This is a genomic window from Acinetobacter dispersus, assembly GCF_009884975.1.
GTDB lineage: Bacteria > Pseudomonadota > Gammaproteobacteria > Pseudomonadales > Moraxellaceae > Acinetobacter > Acinetobacter dispersus.
This window is the reverse complement of record NZ_CP041970.1, coordinates 2,680,104-2,698,670: the sequence shown is the minus strand read 5'-3', so window position 1 is coordinate 2,698,670 and position 18,567 is coordinate 2,680,104. Positions and strand designations below refer to the sequence as shown.

General features: G+C 42.2%; 15 protein-coding genes. 3 read left to right on the top strand and 12 right to left on the bottom strand.

Features of this window, described 5'->3' with window-relative positions; translation table 11 throughout:
- Positions 1 to 73 precede the first annotated feature (73 nt).
- The 3 genes from FPL17_RS12355 to hisIE are packed head-to-tail and all read right to left on the bottom strand — an operon-like array spanning position 74 to position 3,760.
- Positions 74 to 1,456: an ATP-binding protein gene (locus FPL17_RS12355; protein ID WP_005210176.1), complete on the bottom strand. Its 1,383-nt coding sequence runs from the start codon at positions 1,454 to 1,456 to the stop codon at positions 74 to 76.
- 24 nt (positions 1,457 to 1,480) lie between these two features.
- Positions 1,481 to 2,983: a UvrD-helicase domain-containing protein gene (locus FPL17_RS12350; protein ID WP_005314969.1), complete on the bottom strand. Its 1,503-nt coding sequence runs from the start codon at positions 2,981 to 2,983 to the stop codon at positions 1,481 to 1,483.
- Between the two features lie 9 nt (positions 2,984 to 2,992).
- Positions 2,993 to 3,760 (bottom strand): bifunctional phosphoribosyl-AMP cyclohydrolase/phosphoribosyl-ATP diphosphatase HisIE, encoded by a 768-nt coding sequence (gene hisIE / locus FPL17_RS12345; RefSeq protein ID WP_159885330.1) that lies wholly within the window; start codon positions 3,758 to 3,760, stop codon positions 2,993 to 2,995.
- A gap of 213 nt (positions 3,761 to 3,973) precedes the next feature.
- Here hisIE and FPL17_RS12340 point away from each other — a divergent pair, with 213 nt between their 5' ends.
- Positions 3,974 to 4,240 carry a hypothetical protein gene (locus FPL17_RS12340; RefSeq protein ID WP_159885328.1) on the top strand — a complete coding sequence of 89 codons (267 nt, stop codon included), beginning with the start codon at positions 3,974 to 3,976 and terminating at the stop codon, positions 4,238 to 4,240.
- 10 nt (positions 4,241 to 4,250) lie between these two features.
- Here the strand turns inward: FPL17_RS12340 and FPL17_RS12335 are convergent, their stop codons facing one another.
- From FPL17_RS12335 to FPL17_RS12305, 7 genes are all read right to left on the bottom strand, one after another.
- The gene (locus FPL17_RS12335; protein WP_159885326.1) at positions 4,251 to 4,628 is read right to left on the bottom strand and encodes a VOC family protein; all 378 of its coding nucleotides are present in this window, start codon (positions 4,626 to 4,628) and stop codon (positions 4,251 to 4,253) included.
- Between the two features lie 12 nt (positions 4,629 to 4,640).
- On the bottom strand, positions 4,641 to 5,957 hold the full coding sequence (locus FPL17_RS12330; RefSeq protein WP_159885324.1) for an FAD-dependent oxidoreductase: 1,317 nt from the start codon (positions 5,955 to 5,957) through the stop codon (positions 4,641 to 4,643).
- Between the two features lie 107 nt (positions 5,958 to 6,064).
- Positions 6,065 to 6,664 (bottom strand): cytochrome b, encoded by a 600-nt coding sequence (locus FPL17_RS12325; RefSeq protein ID WP_151715569.1) that lies wholly within the window; start codon positions 6,662 to 6,664, stop codon positions 6,065 to 6,067.
- A gap of 247 nt (positions 6,665 to 6,911) precedes the next feature.
- Positions 6,912 to 8,531, bottom strand: a complete 1,620-nt coding sequence (locus FPL17_RS12320; RefSeq protein ID WP_159885322.1) for an ABC1 kinase family protein — start codon at positions 8,529 to 8,531, stop codon at positions 6,912 to 6,914.
- 12 nt (positions 8,532 to 8,543) lie between these two features.
- Positions 8,544 to 9,224: a ubiquinone biosynthesis accessory factor UbiJ gene (locus FPL17_RS12315; RefSeq protein WP_159885320.1), complete on the bottom strand. Its 681-nt coding sequence runs from the start codon at positions 9,222 to 9,224 to the stop codon at positions 8,544 to 8,546.
- Positions 9,225 to 9,234: 10 nt separating this feature from the next.
- Positions 9,235 to 10,176 (bottom strand): bifunctional demethylmenaquinone methyltransferase/2-methoxy-6-polyprenyl-1,4-benzoquinol methylase UbiE, encoded by a 942-nt coding sequence (gene ubiE / locus FPL17_RS12310; RefSeq protein WP_151715566.1) that lies wholly within the window; start codon positions 10,174 to 10,176, stop codon positions 9,235 to 9,237.
- A gap of 210 nt (positions 10,177 to 10,386) precedes the next feature.
- Entirely contained in the window at positions 10,387 to 11,094 is a 708-nt protein-coding gene (locus FPL17_RS12305; protein WP_167515367.1) for a DUF8198 family protein, read from the bottom strand.
- 214 nt (positions 11,095 to 11,308) lie between these two features.
- Between FPL17_RS12305 and pap the strand changes: the two genes are divergently transcribed.
- Positions 11,309 to 12,727 carry a polyphosphate:AMP phosphotransferase gene (gene pap, locus FPL17_RS12300; protein WP_159885318.1) on the top strand — a complete coding sequence of 473 codons (1,419 nt, stop codon included), beginning with the start codon at positions 11,309 to 11,311 and terminating at the stop codon, positions 12,725 to 12,727.
- 27 nt (positions 12,728 to 12,754) lie between these two features.
- On the opposite strand, the gene tcuC is transcribed toward pap, so the two are convergent.
- Positions 12,755 to 14,047, bottom strand: coding sequence for an MFS transporter (gene tcuC, locus FPL17_RS12295; RefSeq protein WP_159885316.1), 1,293 nt, complete (start codon positions 14,045 to 14,047; stop codon positions 12,755 to 12,757).
- 190 nt (positions 14,048 to 14,237) lie between these two features.
- The gene (locus FPL17_RS12290) at positions 14,238 to 14,738 is read right to left on the bottom strand and encodes a hypothetical protein (RefSeq protein WP_151715563.1); all 501 of its coding nucleotides are present in this window, start codon (positions 14,736 to 14,738) and stop codon (positions 14,238 to 14,240) included.
- 183 nt (positions 14,739 to 14,921) lie between these two features.
- Here FPL17_RS12290 and FPL17_RS12285 point away from each other — a divergent pair, with 183 nt between their 5' ends.
- Positions 14,922 to 18,566 (top strand): exodeoxyribonuclease V subunit gamma, encoded by a 3,645-nt coding sequence (locus FPL17_RS12285; RefSeq protein ID WP_159885314.1) that lies wholly within the window; start codon positions 14,922 to 14,924, stop codon positions 18,564 to 18,566.
- The last annotated feature ends 1 nt before the right edge of the window (position 18,567 follow it).

Sequence of the window (18,567 nt, the reverse complement as noted above, 5' to 3'; positions counted from 1 at the left end):
TATTCGATGATATTACATGAAACAAACAACATAATTTATTGAAAACATTTCAATATTCCCTCCATCTAATCTTTCATAAAGGGGTTTCTTGAGGTGTGTCATCAATCTTGAGTAGATTGAGTAAGTCGCTCTTTTCTTGTTCGTTTAACTCCTGAATTTGCTGGAATAAATCATCAACTTTATGGGTTAAGAGATCAGATTGCAGCAAAGTCTGGGCTTGATCAGAAGCAGTGGCTTCAGTTTTTGTTAATTCATTATATAAATCTGAAAGCTGTTGTTGAGATGCTTCTAAATTGAGTTGATAGGCACCTTTTTGATCGAGTTTTAGGCATTGGTAATGAACAGCATGTTCGAGTAGCGCATCGCGATTACCTGTGGCAATGATTTGCAGACGAGGGAATGCTTGATGTAAACGTTCAAGAATTTCAGCACAGTTATTCTGATCGAGTTGATGATCAATTTGATCAATCATCAAAATACCTTCACCCTCTAAGCATGGGTTAAAACAATGCTGATTTAATAAGCATAGTCGACGGCTCACGTCTCCTACCAGAGCAATCCATGCTTTGAGAGAGGCCGACAATTGTTGAAATGGGATCAGTTGGTCTTGGTAGCGCACCATCAATTGCAGTTTTGGAACATACTGAATGTAAATATCATTTAATTCAGGAAAAACGGCATGCAGGCTATTTTTCAAGGCATAGAGATTGGGTGCAGACAACTGTTTTGGATGATTGACCAATTCCTGTTGTAATTCTTGCAGTACTTCTGATTGATTTTGTTGATTAAAATCATTGCCCATTAAACGCCTAACAATATGGGCTGAATGTGCATTTTCGACATCGCTGATTTCACGCAGCCACTCAAAAAAACGGGCAAAGGTCGTATAGGGCACAGCGGTTAAATCGTAGGCCGAAATTTCCTGTAATGTCCCTGGGGTATTTTTACTTTGCAAATTGATGTCTTGGACAAAACGTTCGGCAGGATAATAGGCAATCAGTGGGAGTCCAAATAAAGGATCTTGCAGCCCTGTTTTTTGATATAGGGTGACCATTTGATCAAGCTGTTGGGTCTCAACTTGGCTAATCCCAACGCCTTGACTGTTAAATGTTTTATAGAGTTTCCATGCACAAGTTTGCGTGTCGGTCTGTTGTGATGAACTACTTTCTGTCATCGTACCGCTCAGTTCGCTGCTCATACGAATTTGAATTTGAATTTTTGCCTGTAAGCGATTTAGCATAATATCTTGATCAGCAATCACCACACCTGCAGTACGAATATCCTTATAACGTGCAGAAAACCAAGTCAGGCTTTGATAGATATTTTTTAAAATTGTACTTTTGCCTGTGGCTTGATCACCCAAAATTAGGGTAATAGGATATTGCTCAGGTTGAAACTCGAGATTTAAATCCCGAAACATCCCGATGTGTTTAAAGAGAACCGATTCAAGTTGCATAAGCTGACCTCAATCATAAGCGCTTTAACCTGCTGACTGACGAAGACTTGAGGGGGCGCACCGTTTTAATTGTTGTATTAAGTCGTATAAATGATGAATATTTAAACTTACTTTAGCACGCGTACAGGCCACGTAAAGTAGTCTTAGCTCTTCATCTGTAATTTTATGTTCTAGTCCATTTATTTTAAATTGGTAATCGTCTTCGATATGCACACGATTCCATTCCAAACCTTTGGCTTTATGTGCAGTTGAAATTACATAATCTGCCTGTTCAATCGGGGTGATTTTTGCCAGAGCCTTCTTAAGTGGATCGGTACCATGATCATCAACCAGTTTGACTAAGGGCTTGATATCACTGCCATCATTGGTTTCACAATATTCGTGTACATCATGCCAAGAGTTAAACCAAGCCAGCTCAGGAACATCGGTAATTCGTTTGCCTTGTTTCAATAAACTTGCTGCATCGACAAAACGACTCAGTTTCTGCTGGTCCGCTTGTAAGCCGACTTTATCACCATTGACAAGACCAGAAAGTAATAGCTCCATTGCACGGGCGTTAGTCCGACATAGAATTGCATCGCGCATCTTGGTATGGGGCTTATTCACCACACTTGATTTTTGGTTTGGATTACCAAGTAGGGGCACGGTTTCATTTAATGCGCCAAGCAAGCTGTTGGCGACATCTGCAATGGCATCGCCAAAACGGAAAGAGGTGGTTAAACGACTTTCAGGCAATGGCATTTGCTGCATGGCATTGATTGCTCCACGCCATGCGTAAATTTGCTGGTGTGCATCACCGACATAAATCACTTGGGTACTTTTCTGACGCAGTAAAATACCAAGCATCAGTGGATCGGCATCTTGTGCTTCATCAAACAACACGTAATCCGCAGGAATATTTGGTTCTGATAAAGCCCAAAGCTTTAAGTAGATATCGTGTCCAATACCTGCTTGATGATTTGGATCAATTGATTCGAGCCAACGTCGTTCCACCGCAGGGTAGAGATGTTGTTGTAAAGCTTCGATATCATCCAGATGTAACCAGCTCGGTGCCTGAATATGCCGAGGAGCTGGATACTGTGAACTGGTTGAGCAGAAGTAGCTCACTGCATTGGCAACTAAGCTGGCCAAACGACTTGGCATCAACACGTATTTTTCGTAACGCCCACCCATGAGGCGACGTAGCGTTATGGGTTCCAGGCGATATTCTTTAGCAATGAAACTTGGGCTTAAGCGTGGTAAGCGTAATTTGTCGGTCACGCCACGCGGTGCACTGCGAAATGCAAGCGAGTGAAAGGTTCGACAGTTTACATTACCATGAAATTTATTTTGTGCTTCTGAAGCGATGGCTTTGTTGAATGCCAAGTACATGCCACGCCGTTCAGGCATGGCATCACTGATCATTTGCAATGTTGTGGTTTTTCCTGTGCCAGCATAGGCAATCACTTTAAAGGATTGACCGAGACGAGCATTGTCTATGGCAATGGCTTGCTCATAGGTGGCTTTGGGTTTTTCTATATTTGACACAGGCTCTGATTACGCTTCTTGACTACGGTTGGCTTTTTCAACTAAACCAGATAAGCCTTGGCGACGTGCTAACTCATCCAGCACCACTTGTGGCTCAAGATCGAAATAACCTAACATCACAATGCTGTGGAACCATAGATCCGCCACTTCATAAATTAGATCATGTTTATTTTCCAGTGAAGCTAGAACTGCATAATCTTTGGCAGCAATAATACTTTCAATACTTTCTTCACCGACTTTTTCTGAAATCTTATTGATGCCTTTTTTATACAGGCTGGCGATATAAGAACTATCAGATTCAGCTGTTTTACGCTCTTGCATTAAGCGACCTAAATAGCTGAGTACATCAACTTGTTCACTTTGACCATGATCATGGGCTTCAACTTTAGCTGATGCACCGTAAATCGCTTTTGGATCTTTAAGCTGAGCATCAACAATTTCCCAGCCTTGTGGGGTGAGTTTACGATAGAAACAAGACTCACGACCAGTATGGCAGGCAATACCACCATGTTGTTCAATCTGTAGAATAATCACATCTGCATCGCAATCCAGACGAATTTCATGCACGGTTTGAAAGTGTCCTGATTCTTCGCCTTTATGCCAGAGTTTTTGACGTGAACGTGAGTAATACACGGCCTGATTTTTTTCAGCCGTCAGTTGTAAAGCCTCACGATTCATCCACGCAACCATTAACACTCGACCAGTTTGATGATGTTGTGCAATGGCAGGAACAAGACCATTGGAATCAAATTTAACTTCATCTAACCAGTTTGACATGAGTGAAAATCCATTGAGTGGAGAGCAGCTAGTGTAGCGGTTGTGGCAAGGGTTGGCTATGCTTGTTGGGTAAAAAATCGGTTATGCGGTTTTTGCATGAGATTGATAGAGTGAAGTTTATATTGTTATAAATAGGAATTAACTTACTTGTTTTAAGTAAAACTTTTTCAATCCGTATTAATTGAGTGTTGGGTAAAATTTTGGGGTTCAGTATTGAAAAATCATGGAAATCTGGCTTGTAGAGTGTGTGGACTTATTCAATTCGAAGCACCATGGGGGGACGATGGGAAAACACCTAACTTTATGATATGTGCTTGCTGTGGTGCTGAGTTTGGGTATGAGGACTGCACAAAAGAATCAGTAAAAGTTCATCGTACAAAATGGCTAGATACTGGTGCAAATTGGTGGGAAATAAAAAATAAGCCGGATCATTGGGATATTCATCTGCAACTGCAAAATATCCCGATAGATTATAAATAAAGGTGGTTTCTTAGTAGTTTGAAATTTCAATCAAATTTTGATCAGGATCTCTTAAATAAACCGATAAAATTTTTCCCATCGCACCCGTTCTTTCGATTGGACCTTCAATGATTTCAAGTTGCTGTGCTTGAAGATGTGCAATTACTTCATTCAGTGGCGTTTCCGCAATAAAACACAGATCTGCCGAACCAGAAGTCGGGCGAAGTGCTTTGGGTTCAAACTCTTTGCCCACTTGATGCAGGTTGATTTTTTGATTGCCAAATTGCAGTGCTTTGCGGTTTTCACCGAAATGAATGACCTCAAAATTCAGGGCTGATTGATAGAACTTACAAGTTGTCTCAATATCTGCAACGGTCAGAACCAAATGATCTAAATGACGAATTTTCATATTAAACCGCTCTTATTCATATTCAGGTAGTGATTCCGTTTTAGTATTGGAAACATGATCTTTGTCAGCATATTGCGCCACTTGTTGATAATCAAGTTGCTGAAATAGTCCTGTTTTTAAGCCTGAAATGGTGATTGCCATTTCTTTGCGAAAATAGGGGATTTGATACATCCACGGGAAGGTTAAGTCACGTAAGCCACCTGCCCACCAATGATCAGATTGATACAGTGGGGTGAGTAGACGACTTAAAAATTGATAGAACTGGGTCGAGGAACCACGATGTTGATGATAGTGCTGCCACAGCATTGACCAATCCATTTGCTGATTTTGTTTTGCTGCTTGTAGTGACTGTGAAAAGGCCCATGCATCCAACAACGCCATATTAGCACCTTGGCCCAGTTGAGGGCTCATGGCATGAGCAGCATCACCGATGACGCCAATTCGACCTTGCCCAAATTGAGACATCACCACATCCCGATATTGAGCGGATAACCATTGTGGTTGATTGTATTCGTTTGAGATTAACCGTCTTAACCATTCCGCGACATCAGGCCAACGATCGGCCACCTGTTTTAACCACTGCTGTTTTGCCGACTCATCTTTTAAGAATGATTGTAGTTGCGAGGTTGGCAAACTCCAGAACACACTAGAAAGTCGTTGCTGAGGTGCTGTTGGTATAGCACCCGTAGGCAACACGCCCATCATGATTTTGGAGCGATCATAAAATTGATGCAGAATTTCAGGATCGAGTGTTGGACACTCAGGCACGATACTCCATGCAGCTCCCCATGGGTAAGCCTGATCGACTTTCACCCATGCTGGAGGGCGCAATTGACTGCGTGCACCATTAGCAATCAGTACAGCATCGAAGCAGGCATCAAAACTTTGTTGCTGGTGAGTGCCGAATAATCGCACTTCATGTGTATTTTCTTGAATACGATCAACTGTATGACTCATACGCCAAGTCAGATGACTGGAATATTCTTTTAGCTTTTGGATTAGGACATAGCATAAGGTGGCGCGGTGAATACCGAGACCATAGAGATTGCTGCCTGCTTGATGATAGTGACTATTCACCAACAGACGTTTATTCGGAAGTTGGCCTTCCAGTCCTGTGACTTTGGCACCTAATTTTAAAGCCTGATCGAGTACACCTAGATGCTCAAATACAGCTAAGCCAGCAGGTTGCAGCAACAAACCTGCACCCACGGGAGAAAGTTCATCGACTTGTTCAAAAATCGTAACTTGATGGCCTTCTCGAGTAAGTAAAATTGCGGTTGCGAGGCCTGCTGTGCCTGCACCAATAATGGCAAAATGAAGTGTTTTCATTGTTTGTTCTTTTAAAGTCTTTATGAAATGTACTCAAACAGCATCTTAACTGATCTGAAAGACTTTTTAAAAAAGAAAATCTGATGCACAACGAAGCTACAGGTTGTTTATTTAGGTTGATCTTGCCCCGTAGTCATCTTGAGGAGAGTACGATCTTTTTTCACAAAGTGATGATACAGAGCAGCGCCTGCATGTCCTAAAATCAGCATCCAGATCAGCCATTTTCCAAGAATTTGCTTATGTATAAAATCAATCGGGATCTCGAACTCTTCAAAGCTCAAGCCTAAGCCTTGAGCAATCAAGTTTTGAAACAGACTTGTGTGTTCAAATTGGGGAATTTCAAATAAGAAAAAGAACTCGGTATTTACACTCGTACCCAAATAACCTGTTAAAGGTGCAATGACCATAATGGCATATAGGGCAAAATGCCCTGCATGCGCTGCAAAAGTCGCAGCTGGGCTAGCAGGCTCTAATTGGGGTTGTGGATTGTTCAGACGCCAAATAATTCGAAGGATAATGAGTATGGCAATACTGATGCCGACGGAAAGGTGAAGCTGTAATGCTGTCCAGTTTTCAGGTGTACCTTTTTCGGTAAACCAATGTCGGTAATAGACACTGCAATAAGCGCATAAAAACAATAATGCCGTGCTCCAATGCAGCCATTTTGCAATCGAGCCATAGTTATGAATACTATTTCTTAAACCCATGTTCTCTTCCTTTAAAATATGTGTCGATTCACCTTAGTATCTTGCTGTGGCACGTCGCACAGGGATGCATGATCGTATATCTACAAAATGATGAGAAGCTTTTGAGTGAGAATGGCCTAAGTTGGAGTTAAAACTTTCCTAAACTATAAAAATGAATTGAGTTTTCATCAGGATTTGGATGGAGGTAGCGTTTAAAACAATAAAGGCCGTATTTAAAAATACGGCCTTCAATGCAAAACAGAATAGTTTATTTCACGATTCGCCAGAATGCTAATAGGCTACTCAGCACAATCAACACAATGGAAATAAACCACGGGCTAATAATGGCAATGGTGAGTAAAATCACCATGGTACTGCCAAATATCCAGCTACGACGTTGCTGTTGCTGCATTTGCAAACGCATTTGCTGAAGTTCACGCAATTGTTTGTCGTGCCAAGCCGATTGGTTTTTTAGACCATTTAAGCTGTCAATTAATAAACCTGGAATATCTTGTGCGCCAAGTAATAGATCTGGAATTTGCTGTCCCAGTTCTTTCACATTTTTGACTGGATTCATATTGGCTTTGACCCATTCGGTCAGAATTGGTTTTGCCAGTTTCCAGATGTCGAGTTGTGGGTAAAGATCCGTTCCTAGGCCTTCAACATGCACTAAGGTTTTGAGTAACAGCATCAACTGCGGTGGAATTTCTAAATGGAAACGACGGGCAATATCCATCACCTGAATCAAAATGCCTGCAAAATCAAGTTGATCCATTGGTTTGGAAACCATCGGACCAACGGTACGACGCATTTCGCGGGATAGGGCATCTTGATCTGTACCCGGTGGAATCCAGCCTGCTTGATGCACAATTTGAATCAATTGCATGAAGTTACTGTTCATCACAGCCAGTAGCATACGAGCAATCGTCATTTGATCGTGCTTAGACAATTCACCCATAATTGCACAGTCCAACGCGATAAAACGTGGATTGCTTGGGTTAATGGTCTCGACAAAGACATTGCCTGGATGCATATCCGCATGGAAGAAGTTGTCACGGAATACTTGGGTGAAGAAAATGGTTAAGCCTTTTTCCGCCAGATCCGCACGATCCATACCTAAACGATCAAAGGTAGCAATATCCGAAATCGGGACACCTGTGATGCGTTCCGCCACCATGACGTCTTTACTGTCCATATAGACTTCTGGCACGTACATCATGCTTGAGCCAGTAAAGTAGTGACGCATACGGCGGGTGTTGTCTGCTTCCAGACTCAAATCAAGCTCATTTAAGATGATTTGACGATAGTCTTGAATAATTTCTGATAAATGCAGGGCACGCGCTGCTTCTAAGCGATTTTCCAACCAATCGCCAAGCCAAGCCAGAATCTCAAAATCTTGTAAAATTTGACTGCGAATATCGGGGCGAGTGACTTTAACGACAACTTCACGACCATCATGCAAAGCTGCTGTATGCACTTGTGCAATCGAGGCTGCGGCAAGCGGCTGCTCATCGAAGCGTGAGAATAAGGTTGATACATCTGCTTTGAGTGATTCTTGAATGCGCTGTTTGGCTAGCTGAGTGTCATACGGTTTGACACGATCTTGCAATAACACCAGTTGTGATAATACTTCAGGTGGAATCAAGTCACGACGCGTAGATAGCAATTGGCCGAGCTTAATCGCTAAGGGACCCATATCCTCAAGGGCTTCTTTTAGCTTAAGCGGGTTCTTTTTTTCACGACTTGACCAAGCTGCAGGATGCATTTTAATCAGGCTTAATGCATGACGAGCTTTTACTGGTAATTCTTCCGCAGGGAACAAGGTGTCAAGGCGATAGTGTGCTGCAATACGCCAAAGTTCGAGTAACCGTGTAACATGCGGAATCATATAAAGTCTTACCTAGTCTTGTGTGGGTTGCTTGGATGGATTGAGTTGAGTATTGAGTTGTTGAAGCTTGGCTTCCAAACGATCAATTTCCTGATTGAGTTGGCGGGTCTCTCGATTGAGATCATCCATTTGCCAACGTGGGGCAAATAAACCGCTATCTTCTTTTAAGGCATCTTCAACAAAAAATAAATGACTTTGTAGTGAGCGTCTCAAATGCTTGGGTGCAAGTTGAACTTTACCCAGCTCATGTGCCAGTTGCGGGCCAATCCAAGGTGACAAATGTGCTGCGAGATCAGGCTCAGCCTGTTGTATGATTTTTTGAATATCCTGCAATAGGTGATAATCACCTTGCAATGGGATATTACCAATTTGATCCATATCACTGAGCAGTAATTTAACCAGCTCAACCGTATTTTCAACATGTAATGTTGCGGTTGCAGTCGTAATTTTAGATTGAGGATCAAATGGACGCTGTTCAAAGAGAGAAGGGGTTTGACCTTGTCCAGTCACGGTCGGTTCTAGACGAACTCTATTTTCATCAAAAAAAACATCAACTGAGAGTTGTGGACTGTCGATCACAACACGTAATAATTGACCTTGTAGTTGATTAAGTTGAATGCGAGTAATCGCATCCAAATCAATCACATGATGAATGATACGCTCGACTGCACCGAGTGCTAAAATCGACCACATATCTTAAGCCTTAAAGTTTGAATCCACGGTGAACAGCAACAATACCACCCGTTAAGTTGTGGTAGTCACAGCTTTGGAAGCCCGCATTTTCCATCATACCTTTCAGTGTACGTTGGTCTGGGTGCATACGAATTGATTCAGCAAGATATTTATAGCTTTCAGCATCATTGGCAACCAGTTTGCCCATGATCGGCAATGCGGTGAATGAATAGAAGTCATAAAGTTTTGAGAACGGCTCAAATACAGGCTTAGAGAATTCAAGAATAAGCAGGCGACCACCTGGTTTAAGCACGCGGTACATGGCTTGTAAAGCAGCATCTTTATCGGTCACATTACGCAGACCGAAGCTGATAGTGACTAAATCAAAACTGTTGTCTGCAAATGGCTCGAGCGTTTCAGCGTTGGCAAGCACGAAATCAACGTTGGTGCAGCCTGCATCGATCAGACGGTCACGGCCTACATTTAACATTGATTCGTTAATATCTGAAAGAACCACATGACCTTGAGGTCCAACTTCACGGCTAAATACTTTGGCTAAATCGCCTGTACCGCCTGCGATATCAAGCACGTGTTGACCACGACGAACACCTGACATATTAATGGCAAAACGTTTCCAGATACGATGGATACCAAAAGACATCAGGTCATTCATGATGTCGTATTTGCTGGCAACCGAATGGAATACTTCAGCAACTTTCTGTGCTTTATCATCACTATTTACGGTTTGATAACCAAAGTGTGTGGTTGCACCGACGTTACCAGTATTGGCACCACGGGGTAAGTTATATTTTGGAATTGAAGCTGTTGAGGTCTGTGCTGCACCTTGTTGAATCGGTTGCTGCTGACCTTGTGGTGTGCCTTGTGGAAGGGGCGTGTTTAAGAAAGGGCTGACTTTGTCTGAACTTGGGTTTTGCTCAACTTCTGGGGTAGGCTGTTGGTTTTCGTTAGACATTGTTTTCTCCTAAACTTTCGCTCTAGCGGCACGAATCAGCAAGCATGATGACAGATTTTGTATCTTTTTACAGGGTTTCAGCTGTAATTGATATGAATAATATACAGAAAGTCACTTTCTAAAAAGGGTTTTAATTTTTCTTAAGATTTGAAAAGACTCATTTTTCTCTGCAACCCCAAGCGTTAAGGTTGCAGAGCAATCATCTAAACTTTAGTTACGGAATGGATTTGGATGTCCAGCATGTACCTTCTCAATAATTTCACGCTCTTTTTCGCTGAAGGTTTTGATAAAGGTTGCAGCTGACTTCATTGGTTTCATGGCTGCGAAACCTTCTTGGATAAACTCGTACATACGATCAAATTGATATTTATGCGCAATGCCTTTACACATTTTAAAAGCGGCATACATCATGGTTGAACGCATATATTTATCAAGGGTAAGGCCTAGCTCATCAAGCAGTTGTAACTGTTCATAACGCGCATCGCCTTGATCAAGTTTAACTAAGGTTTGACGCATGATTTCATCAGTTAACGGTGTGTCGGGAGAGTAATCCTGCAACAGCTGTACCGCGACTTGTTCATCCAACTGTGTAGCAAGGACTGCCAAACTGACCGATTTTGTGCCTGTCTTGATGGCATTTTCTGGCAAAAGACTTTCAGCTTTATGTGCATATTTCAGCAGGCGTTCGATTTGCTGCGCCATTGCATCAAAGTCTGGTCCACCATACAAACGATTTAAAAAATACTGGGCCATGAGTTGATTTTGAGGTTCAGCAAAAAACTCAGCATGCGTTTGTGCAATACGCTCTTTCATCCATGCCTGTACTTCATGCAATCTCTGTGCAAGCACAGGATCTTGGTGGTAATTCAAAGTTTGATATTGTAATAAAAGATTATCAAATGCAGCGAGTTTTGACATGTTCGAACTCAAAGAAAATAAAACCATAAAATCATAGGCTGCATCATAACCAAGAACCATGACAGCATAAACTCTAAATGTTTAATAATCGGTCACTGTGCTGATGTTGAAACAGGAATCTACAGAAATTGTACACGGGTTTTTCTGAGATAAGCCTTGGTTTTGACTATACTCTTTTTTAATTTGAATAATGAGCCGCTTAGAGCAAAAAAAGATGAGTAAACAACAACCGACATTTGAATTACGCGATGAAGATGAACTTTCGCTAGAGCTGATTGAAGCACAATATGCTTTAAAGAATAGCCGAGATAAAAAAAATGCCAAAAGTGTTTTGGTTCTAGTCAGTGGAATCGAGTTGGCAGGTAAAGGCGAGGCTGTTAAACAATTACGAGAATGGCTCGATCCACGTTATTTACGGGTGAAAGCCGATGCACCTCAACTCTTATCAAATAATCAGGCTTTTTGGCAATCCTATACGCGCTTTATTCCAGCCGAAGGGCAAATCGTAGTGATGTTTGGCAATTGGTACAGTGACTTACTCACTACTGCGATGCATGTTTCGAAGCCTTTAGATGAGAATCTGTTTGATGGCTATGTGGAACAAATGCGCGCTTTTGAACATGATTTGCAGAATAATCATGTGCATATTGTCAAAGTCTGGTTTGATTTATCATGGAAATCATTGCAAAAGCGTTTAGATCAAATAGATGCTTCTGAACAGCAATGGCATAAATTGCATGGTTTGGATTGGCGCAATAAAAAACAATACGATACTTTGCAAAGTTTGAGCCAGCGCTTTACCGATGACTGGTTTATTGTTGATGGTGAAGATGAAAAACTGCGTGATCAGTGCTTTGCCCAATATTTATTGCAAACTTTACAAGAGTTACCTGAGCATCAAACCAAAGTTACGCAAAAATGGCAGCAAGCTGCGATACCGAAAGCCTTACTTGAACCTGAAAAAGCGGGTTTAGAAAAACAAGATTATAAAGAAGAGCTGAGTAAACTGACTAAAAAGGTGGCAGATCGGTTACGTTATGACGAACGTAAAGTGGTGATTGCCTTTGAAGGAATGGATGCAGCAGGCAAAGGCGGTGCGATCAAACGAATTGTGAAAAAACTCGATCCAAGAGAGTATGAAATTCACACCATTGCCGCACCTGAGCGGTATGAGTTACGCCGTCCTTATTTGTGGCGTTTCTGGAGCAAGTTGAATGATAGTGGCAAGATCGCCATTTTTGACCGCACTTGGTATGGGCGTGTGCTGGTTGAACGGATTGAAGGTTTTGCTTCTACGGTCGAGTGGCAGCGGGCATATAGTGAAATTAACCGTTTTGAAGAAAACTTGGTGGATAGCCAAACCGTCATTGTGAAAATCTGGTTAGCGATTAGTAAGGATGAACAAGCCTTACGCTTTAAAGCGCGGGAACAGACGCCACATAAACGCTTTAAGATTACTGAAGAAGATTGGCGTAACCGTGATAAATGGGATGAGTATCTCAAAGCGGCTGCGGATATGTTTAAGCGCACCGATACAGATTATGCACCGTGGTATGTGATTGCAACCGATGATAAATATTTAGCCCGAATTGAAGTGTTGAAAGCGATCTTAAAACAGTTGAAGGCGGATTAATCCGCCTTCTGTTTGTCATTGCCTAGGTTAATTGTTATTTGCCAATTGTGCGCTGTAACTGCGATGTTGTCGGAACACGATTAAGGTCGCGATTAAGCTGGTGATGGCAGCAAACATGAGCCAGAATGCAGGCATGCTCTTATTGCCAGATGTTTGTACCAGATAGGTCGCTATCATTGGCGTGAGTCCACCAAAGATAGAAGTGGCAAAGCTATAAGCAACCGAAAATCCTGCAATCCGTACTGAGCTTGGCATCATTTCAGCCAATGAAACCACTAAAGCACCATTATAAAAGCTATACAGTAATGAGAACCACAATAACACCATCAGCATGTGCGATAGGCTAATCGTATGTGTTAACCAAGTCAGTAGCGGATAGGCACTGACAAAGATCAATACAGTCGTCGCGATTAAGAGAGGCTTGCGGCCAAACTTATCGGAGAGATGACCGCCAAGGGGTAATAAAATAAAGTTACTCAGCCCAACCATGATGGTGGCGATCAAACTTTCGGTGCGTGTTAAATGTAGTACTTCTTTACCGTAGGTTGGGGTGTAAACCGTAATGAAATAAAACATCGTGGTGGTGGTTGCAACCATGCATACACCTGCCAACACAATTTTCCAGTTGGCCGCTAATGTGGCGAGAATTTGTCGAGTACTTGGATGCTCTTTGCGAGAAGCAAAGGCTTCTGTTTCAACCAGTGACTTACGCAACCAGAAAATAAAAGGAATGATGGCACAGCCGACAAAGAACGGAATCCGCCATGCCCAAGCATCCACTTGTGCTTTGGTAAACACTACACTGACGATATAACCTAAGACGGCTGCAAAAATGACGGCAACCTGCTGACTTGCCGATTGCCAACTGGTAATAAAACCACGGTTATGCGGTTCGGCAATTTCGGCCAGATAAACTGAAACACCGCCCAGTTCAACACCTGCGGAAAAGCCTTGCGCAAGACGCCCTACGAAAATCAGCACAGTCGCGGCAAATCCAATACTGGCATAGCTCGGTGTGAATGCAATGATTAGCGAACCGAAGGCCATGATACTTAAAGTCACCATCAGACCACGGCGACGCCCAATGCGATCAACATAAGGACCGAGTACTAAAGCACCAATTGGGCGCATGAGAAAACTGACTGCAAATACGAGGAAGGTTTTCATCAGCGCGGCATAGCTACTGTCTGAATGGAAAAAAGTTTGGCCTATGGCTTGTGCATAGAGTCCAAACAGGAAGAAGTCGTATTGTTCAAGAAAGTTCCCGCTGGTCACGTTAAAAATTGAACGGACACGAGAAGGTGATTGGCTATTTTGCACAATGACGCTCCATCATCTGTTTATCATCGAGATGTGGAGATTAAAAATACAATCTTTATGAATGCTTAAAAAATTAAGTGAATATTAACGTATTTGTGTGGTTTTTTTATTGATCTGTTGCATCACTGTAAAGGTCAATAATTTACAGTGATGCAAAAACACGGCTTGAGATGAACTGACCGTTTTTTATTTAATAGGTTGAAACGGTCTTCTTCTGAATGCGTTTTGCAAGGTTGTAGCAATCCTGCACATGTGCTTCGGTAATTTTACGCATCATAAAGTAGCCCAGACTAGCGGCAACAAGTTGCCCGCCTAAAGGGATAAACTTGGTCACTTGCTTGGTGGCAATTTTGGTAAAAAAACCATTAAATGATTTTTTCATGGCAGTACGTGCCACCACAAAACCTGAAAACTCAAAACCACGTTTGCGTAGTTCATCCCAATGAATTTTTTTGGTTTCAGGGTCATAAACACTGATGTGCTCAGGTGCAAGACCGAAACGCGCATTAATATCTGGGATCACTTGTGTCAGCATACCTAAATCAACAACGACATCAAAAAAGGGAATGGGTACAATCGCTGCACCTGCTGACCAATATGCACGCTTTTTAGCGAGTTCTAGACACTCATCACGAATCTGTTCCAAGTTTAAGTTTGGATTAATTGATTCAGGAATATTATCAATTTTCATAAAGTTATACCTAAAGTCTATCCCTCGATAGTACATTCAATCGTATGGAATGGTGAAATTCAAAACAATTTTTTTATTTCCTTGTGTGTTTAGCGTGACATAGTGATTTGAAGTTGTATAGTGATGATTGTGTACGATTTCGTGCAACAGTCTGCTGTTTTATTGATGAGGTTACATTAACGCATGGGGATTCATGTTATTCAAAGTCAACGCCTTGATGTATTGTTGCAAGGTGTGATGGCATCAATCACTCAGCCGAGTAGCTCCGCATTTCAGGTGTTTAAAACCCAGCATTTTATTGTACCGAGCCCCGCACAAGAACAATGGTTGACCCAGAAAATTGCTGAACAGCAAGGCATGACTGCCAATTATCAATTTCATCAACGCATTCGTGGTTTTCAGTGGTATGCCTATCAACAGGTATTAGAAAATAAAGAGCAAGTACGTAAAGCCAATATTCCACATTTGATCTTAAAATGGCGTATTCATCAGGCCCTGCAGCCTTTTATACAAGCGCAACAGAATACACTTGCTTTAGACCATCCATTATATTCGATCGTACAGCGCATTTATGACAGTGCAGACCAATTACAACAAGGCACAGAAAAGCAGCTTAAAAAGCAGAGTATGTTGTATTGGATCGCGGAGCAGGTTTCGCAGCTTTTCAGCAACTATATGATTTATCGGGGTCACTGTCAGCGAGCCTGTCAAGGCAATTGCACATGTACAGGTAACTGGCTATCGGCTTGGGGACAAAATCGCGCTTTAGATATTGAACAACTCATTTCTAAAACAGATCAAGAAACCTCAGCATTTACCTTAAATCAAACTCAGCAGCTTGAAGCTTGGCAACGTTGGCTATGGCAGAACTATTTCCATGATGATTTTTTAGAAATACAAGGTATTGATGCTGATTTCTGGCAGCTTCTAGACAATGAACAGACACGTCAGCAAGCATTGGCACAGCTCCCGAATCAGGTGATTGTATTTACGATTTTAGATTTACCGCCGAGCCAGCTACAATTTCTACGCCGTTTGGGACAATATTTAGATGTGGTGATATTGCACTATAACCCATCACAAGAATATTGGGCGGACAGCGTCGATCCTCTCTGGAAAAAACGCTATGACTTAGGGGTGAAAGAACGCTTTCTGGTTAAACATCCCAATGCCAGTGATGCAGATATTGCTACATTTTTTGAAAATTTCAGTCTCGGTTTCAATGCCTTAAATCGTGAATCTCGCCATCCTTTACTGACACGTCTGGGCAAGCAGGCACGTGACCACTTCTCATTATTATCGCAACTGGCAACAGGAGAAGAAGGGAAGTGGGTCGATGCTTTTGAGGATTATTTCCCTGACACTTTGCTGGGTAAAATTCAATCCGATATTTTCTATTTAGTGGAACCCCAGCCACAACAATATGAACTTGCACCTGATGATCAGTCGATCCAGATTCATGTTTGTCACTCCAGTATACGCCAGCTCGAAGTGTTAAAAGAGCAGCTGGTACATTGGTTAGCTGAAACCGATTCGGTACCTCGCCGTCCAAGCGATATTTTGATTTTAACGCCAAACTTAGCTGAGCTTGAGCCTTCAATTCGCAGTGTTTTTCCTGCGGTCGCAAACGAGCATGAAGTTTTTTTACCCGTTAAAATTGCAGGGGTCGCGCAGTTAGATGCATTAAATGCCTGGCGTGCAGTGCTTGGGCGTTTGCAACTGACGCAAGGTCGATTTATCCAAGATGAGTTTGCCGATTGGCTTAATCTTGCCGCAACGCAACAACGCTATGGTGTGGATTACTCGCAGACACAACGAATATTGGAATTGCTCAATGATGCTGGTTTTAAGCGTGGTTTAGATGCAGAACATTTAAAACATAGTTTAAGTGCAGAGGATCAAGACTATCGTTATAGCTTTAAATTTGCTTTAGATCGTTTGGCTCTCGGCATTGCCGTACCCGTACATGCGATGGTGCAAAACACCTTGAGTTATGCTTTGGTGCAGCCAAGTGATTTTGAATTGATTGGGATTCTGATTCAGATTTATCATGACTTATCTACTCGACGGGATTGGCTGATTGCACATGAACAAGGCCAACGCTTCCCTGTTGAAGTATGGTTAAAGCGAATCAAAGATGATGTATTAGAGTTTGAACAAGCTGATGTGGTTGCCTTAAAAGCAGTTCGTGAAATTATTCAAAAACAAGAACGTATGCTGACTTTGGCCAGCTATTATGACGATGCAGAAACCCAGTTACGCCAAATTTCCTTGCCTTTGCCTTATATCATTGAAGAAATTCAAAAAACACTAGAAAACCAGTCAGCCCAAGTTGAACCAACGGGACAAATTACTTTTAGCCAGATTGGGCAGATTCGTCCAATTCCATATCGCTTGATTGTATTGTTGAGTCTAGATACAGGTAAATTTCCAAATCGAGACAGTCATATTCCCTTTGATTTGATGGATGCATTGCGTCAACAATTGGGTGATCGTTCTCGTCTGGAAGATGATCAGGGCGCATTTTTAGATGCAATTTTATTGGCACAAGAACAAGTATGGCTGTTTTATAATGGCTTTGACATCAACGATGGTGAGGTCAGAGAGCCATCCAGTGTGGTACAAGGTTTCCGAGATCATTTGGCTTTGATTGTGAAACCTTCATCAGCTCAAAGTGAACAGCGTTCTATTTTACCAACCGGAGATGCTGGTGAGTTTGAGGCATTGCAAATCCCACCGCAGCTTTATCCTCTTTACTATCTACACCGGTTACAGCCATTTGACCCCTTAGGTTTTGTGGCGGATCGTCCTGTTCGATATCAGGACCAATGGTTTAAAGTCGCCTCACAGATTCAGCAAGTTAAAGGTGAACGACAGGCATGGGCCAATATGCCTTACCCTGTTGAGCAGCATGAAATGACTATTTTGAGTAGTCAGCAATGGATTCAGGATGTTACTTTCCCTGCAAGGTTGTATTTAAAGACATTAGGAGTTGAAAATTTAACTGCAACTGAACTGGTCGATCAAAACGAACCTCTATTGTTGGATGGGTTGGGTAAATATGCCATTCGCCATTTTTTACAACAGCATGATGAGTCGATATCACCGAATATTTTGCAAGATCAATTGCCTGTTGGAAAAGTCCAACAAAGTGCATGGCAGCAAAGTCGTTTAGAGCAGCAGCGTTTGCTGGAGCGTTTACAGCAATATGCCGCAGCACCGACGGAAACTACACAACGGGTTTGGCGTGTCTCTAAACATTTACAAATCGGCTGCGTCACACCTAAACAGTTAACCCAAGATTGGGTGAGTTTGGACCCATCGAGTGCACGTGCTAAACGCTTAGCCAAGGTCTGGCTGGAATATCTGTTGTGGTTGGTGGTGTTGGACAGTGTCAGTGCAACCGAACAACGTCGTATAGTGGTATTTAGTGACCAAACTGTGATTTGTGAAGGGTTAAATTCTCAGCAGGCACGAGATTATCTGCAAGCATGGTTGCAGCTTTGGTATACAGCACAACAGCAACCCGTGGTGTTGCCAGCTGCATTGATGTTAAAACCGCTGGAAAAAGCCAAGCGCTATGAATGGATCGAACGGGATGCACAGCTTATTCTAGCTGAAGACAGTCAGAAACAAGTCTTCAAGGACTGGAATGATACAGGTGATTTCTCAGGTTTTGATATGAGCCAAAATGAAGCTTGTAAATTGCATCGCGATTGGCAGTTTATTTTACAAGAGCAAGATGCAGCAGCCTTATTGCAATTTGCTTGTGATCATTATTCTTATGCCTTGTATCAACCAATTTTTGAATTTTTACGGGTGGAGTAAG

Coding starts and splice junctions, on each gene's coding strand:
- FPL17_RS12290 (WP_151715563.1), bottom strand. CDS start 14,738: ATGAAAATTGATAATATTCCTGAATCAATTAATCCAAACTTAAACTTG.
- hisIE (WP_159885330.1), bottom strand. CDS start 3,760: ATGTCAAACTGGTTAGATGAAGTTAAATTTGATTCCAATGGTCTTGTT.
- FPL17_RS12325 (WP_151715569.1), bottom strand. CDS start 6,664: ATGGGTTTAAGAAATAGTATTCATAACTATGGCTCGATTGCAAAATGG.
- FPL17_RS12285 (WP_159885314.1), top strand. CDS start 14,922: ATGGGGATTCATGTTATTCAAAGTCAACGCCTTGATGTATTGTTGCAA.
- FPL17_RS12305 (WP_167515367.1), bottom strand. CDS start 11,094: ATGTCAAAACTCGCTGCATTTGATAATCTTTTATTACAATATCAAACT.
- FPL17_RS12320 (WP_159885322.1), bottom strand. CDS start 8,531: ATGATTCCGCATGTTACACGGTTACTCGAACTTTGGCGTATTGCAGCA.
- FPL17_RS12330 (WP_159885324.1), bottom strand. CDS start 5,957: ATGAAAACACTTCATTTTGCCATTATTGGTGCAGGCACAGCAGGCCTC.
- FPL17_RS12355 (WP_005210176.1), bottom strand. CDS start 1,456: ATGCAACTTGAATCGGTTCTCTTTAAACACATCGGGATGTTTCGGGAT.
- pap (WP_159885318.1), top strand. CDS start 11,309: ATGAGTAAACAACAACCGACATTTGAATTACGCGATGAAGATGAACTT.
- FPL17_RS12335 (WP_159885326.1), bottom strand. CDS start 4,628: ATGAAAATTCGTCATTTAGATCATTTGGTTCTGACCGTTGCAGATATT.
- ubiE (WP_151715566.1), bottom strand. CDS start 10,176: ATGTCTAACGAAAACCAACAGCCTACCCCAGAAGTTGAGCAAAACCCA.
- FPL17_RS12315 (WP_159885320.1), bottom strand. CDS start 9,224: ATGTGGTCGATTTTAGCACTCGGTGCAGTCGAGCGTATCATTCATCAT.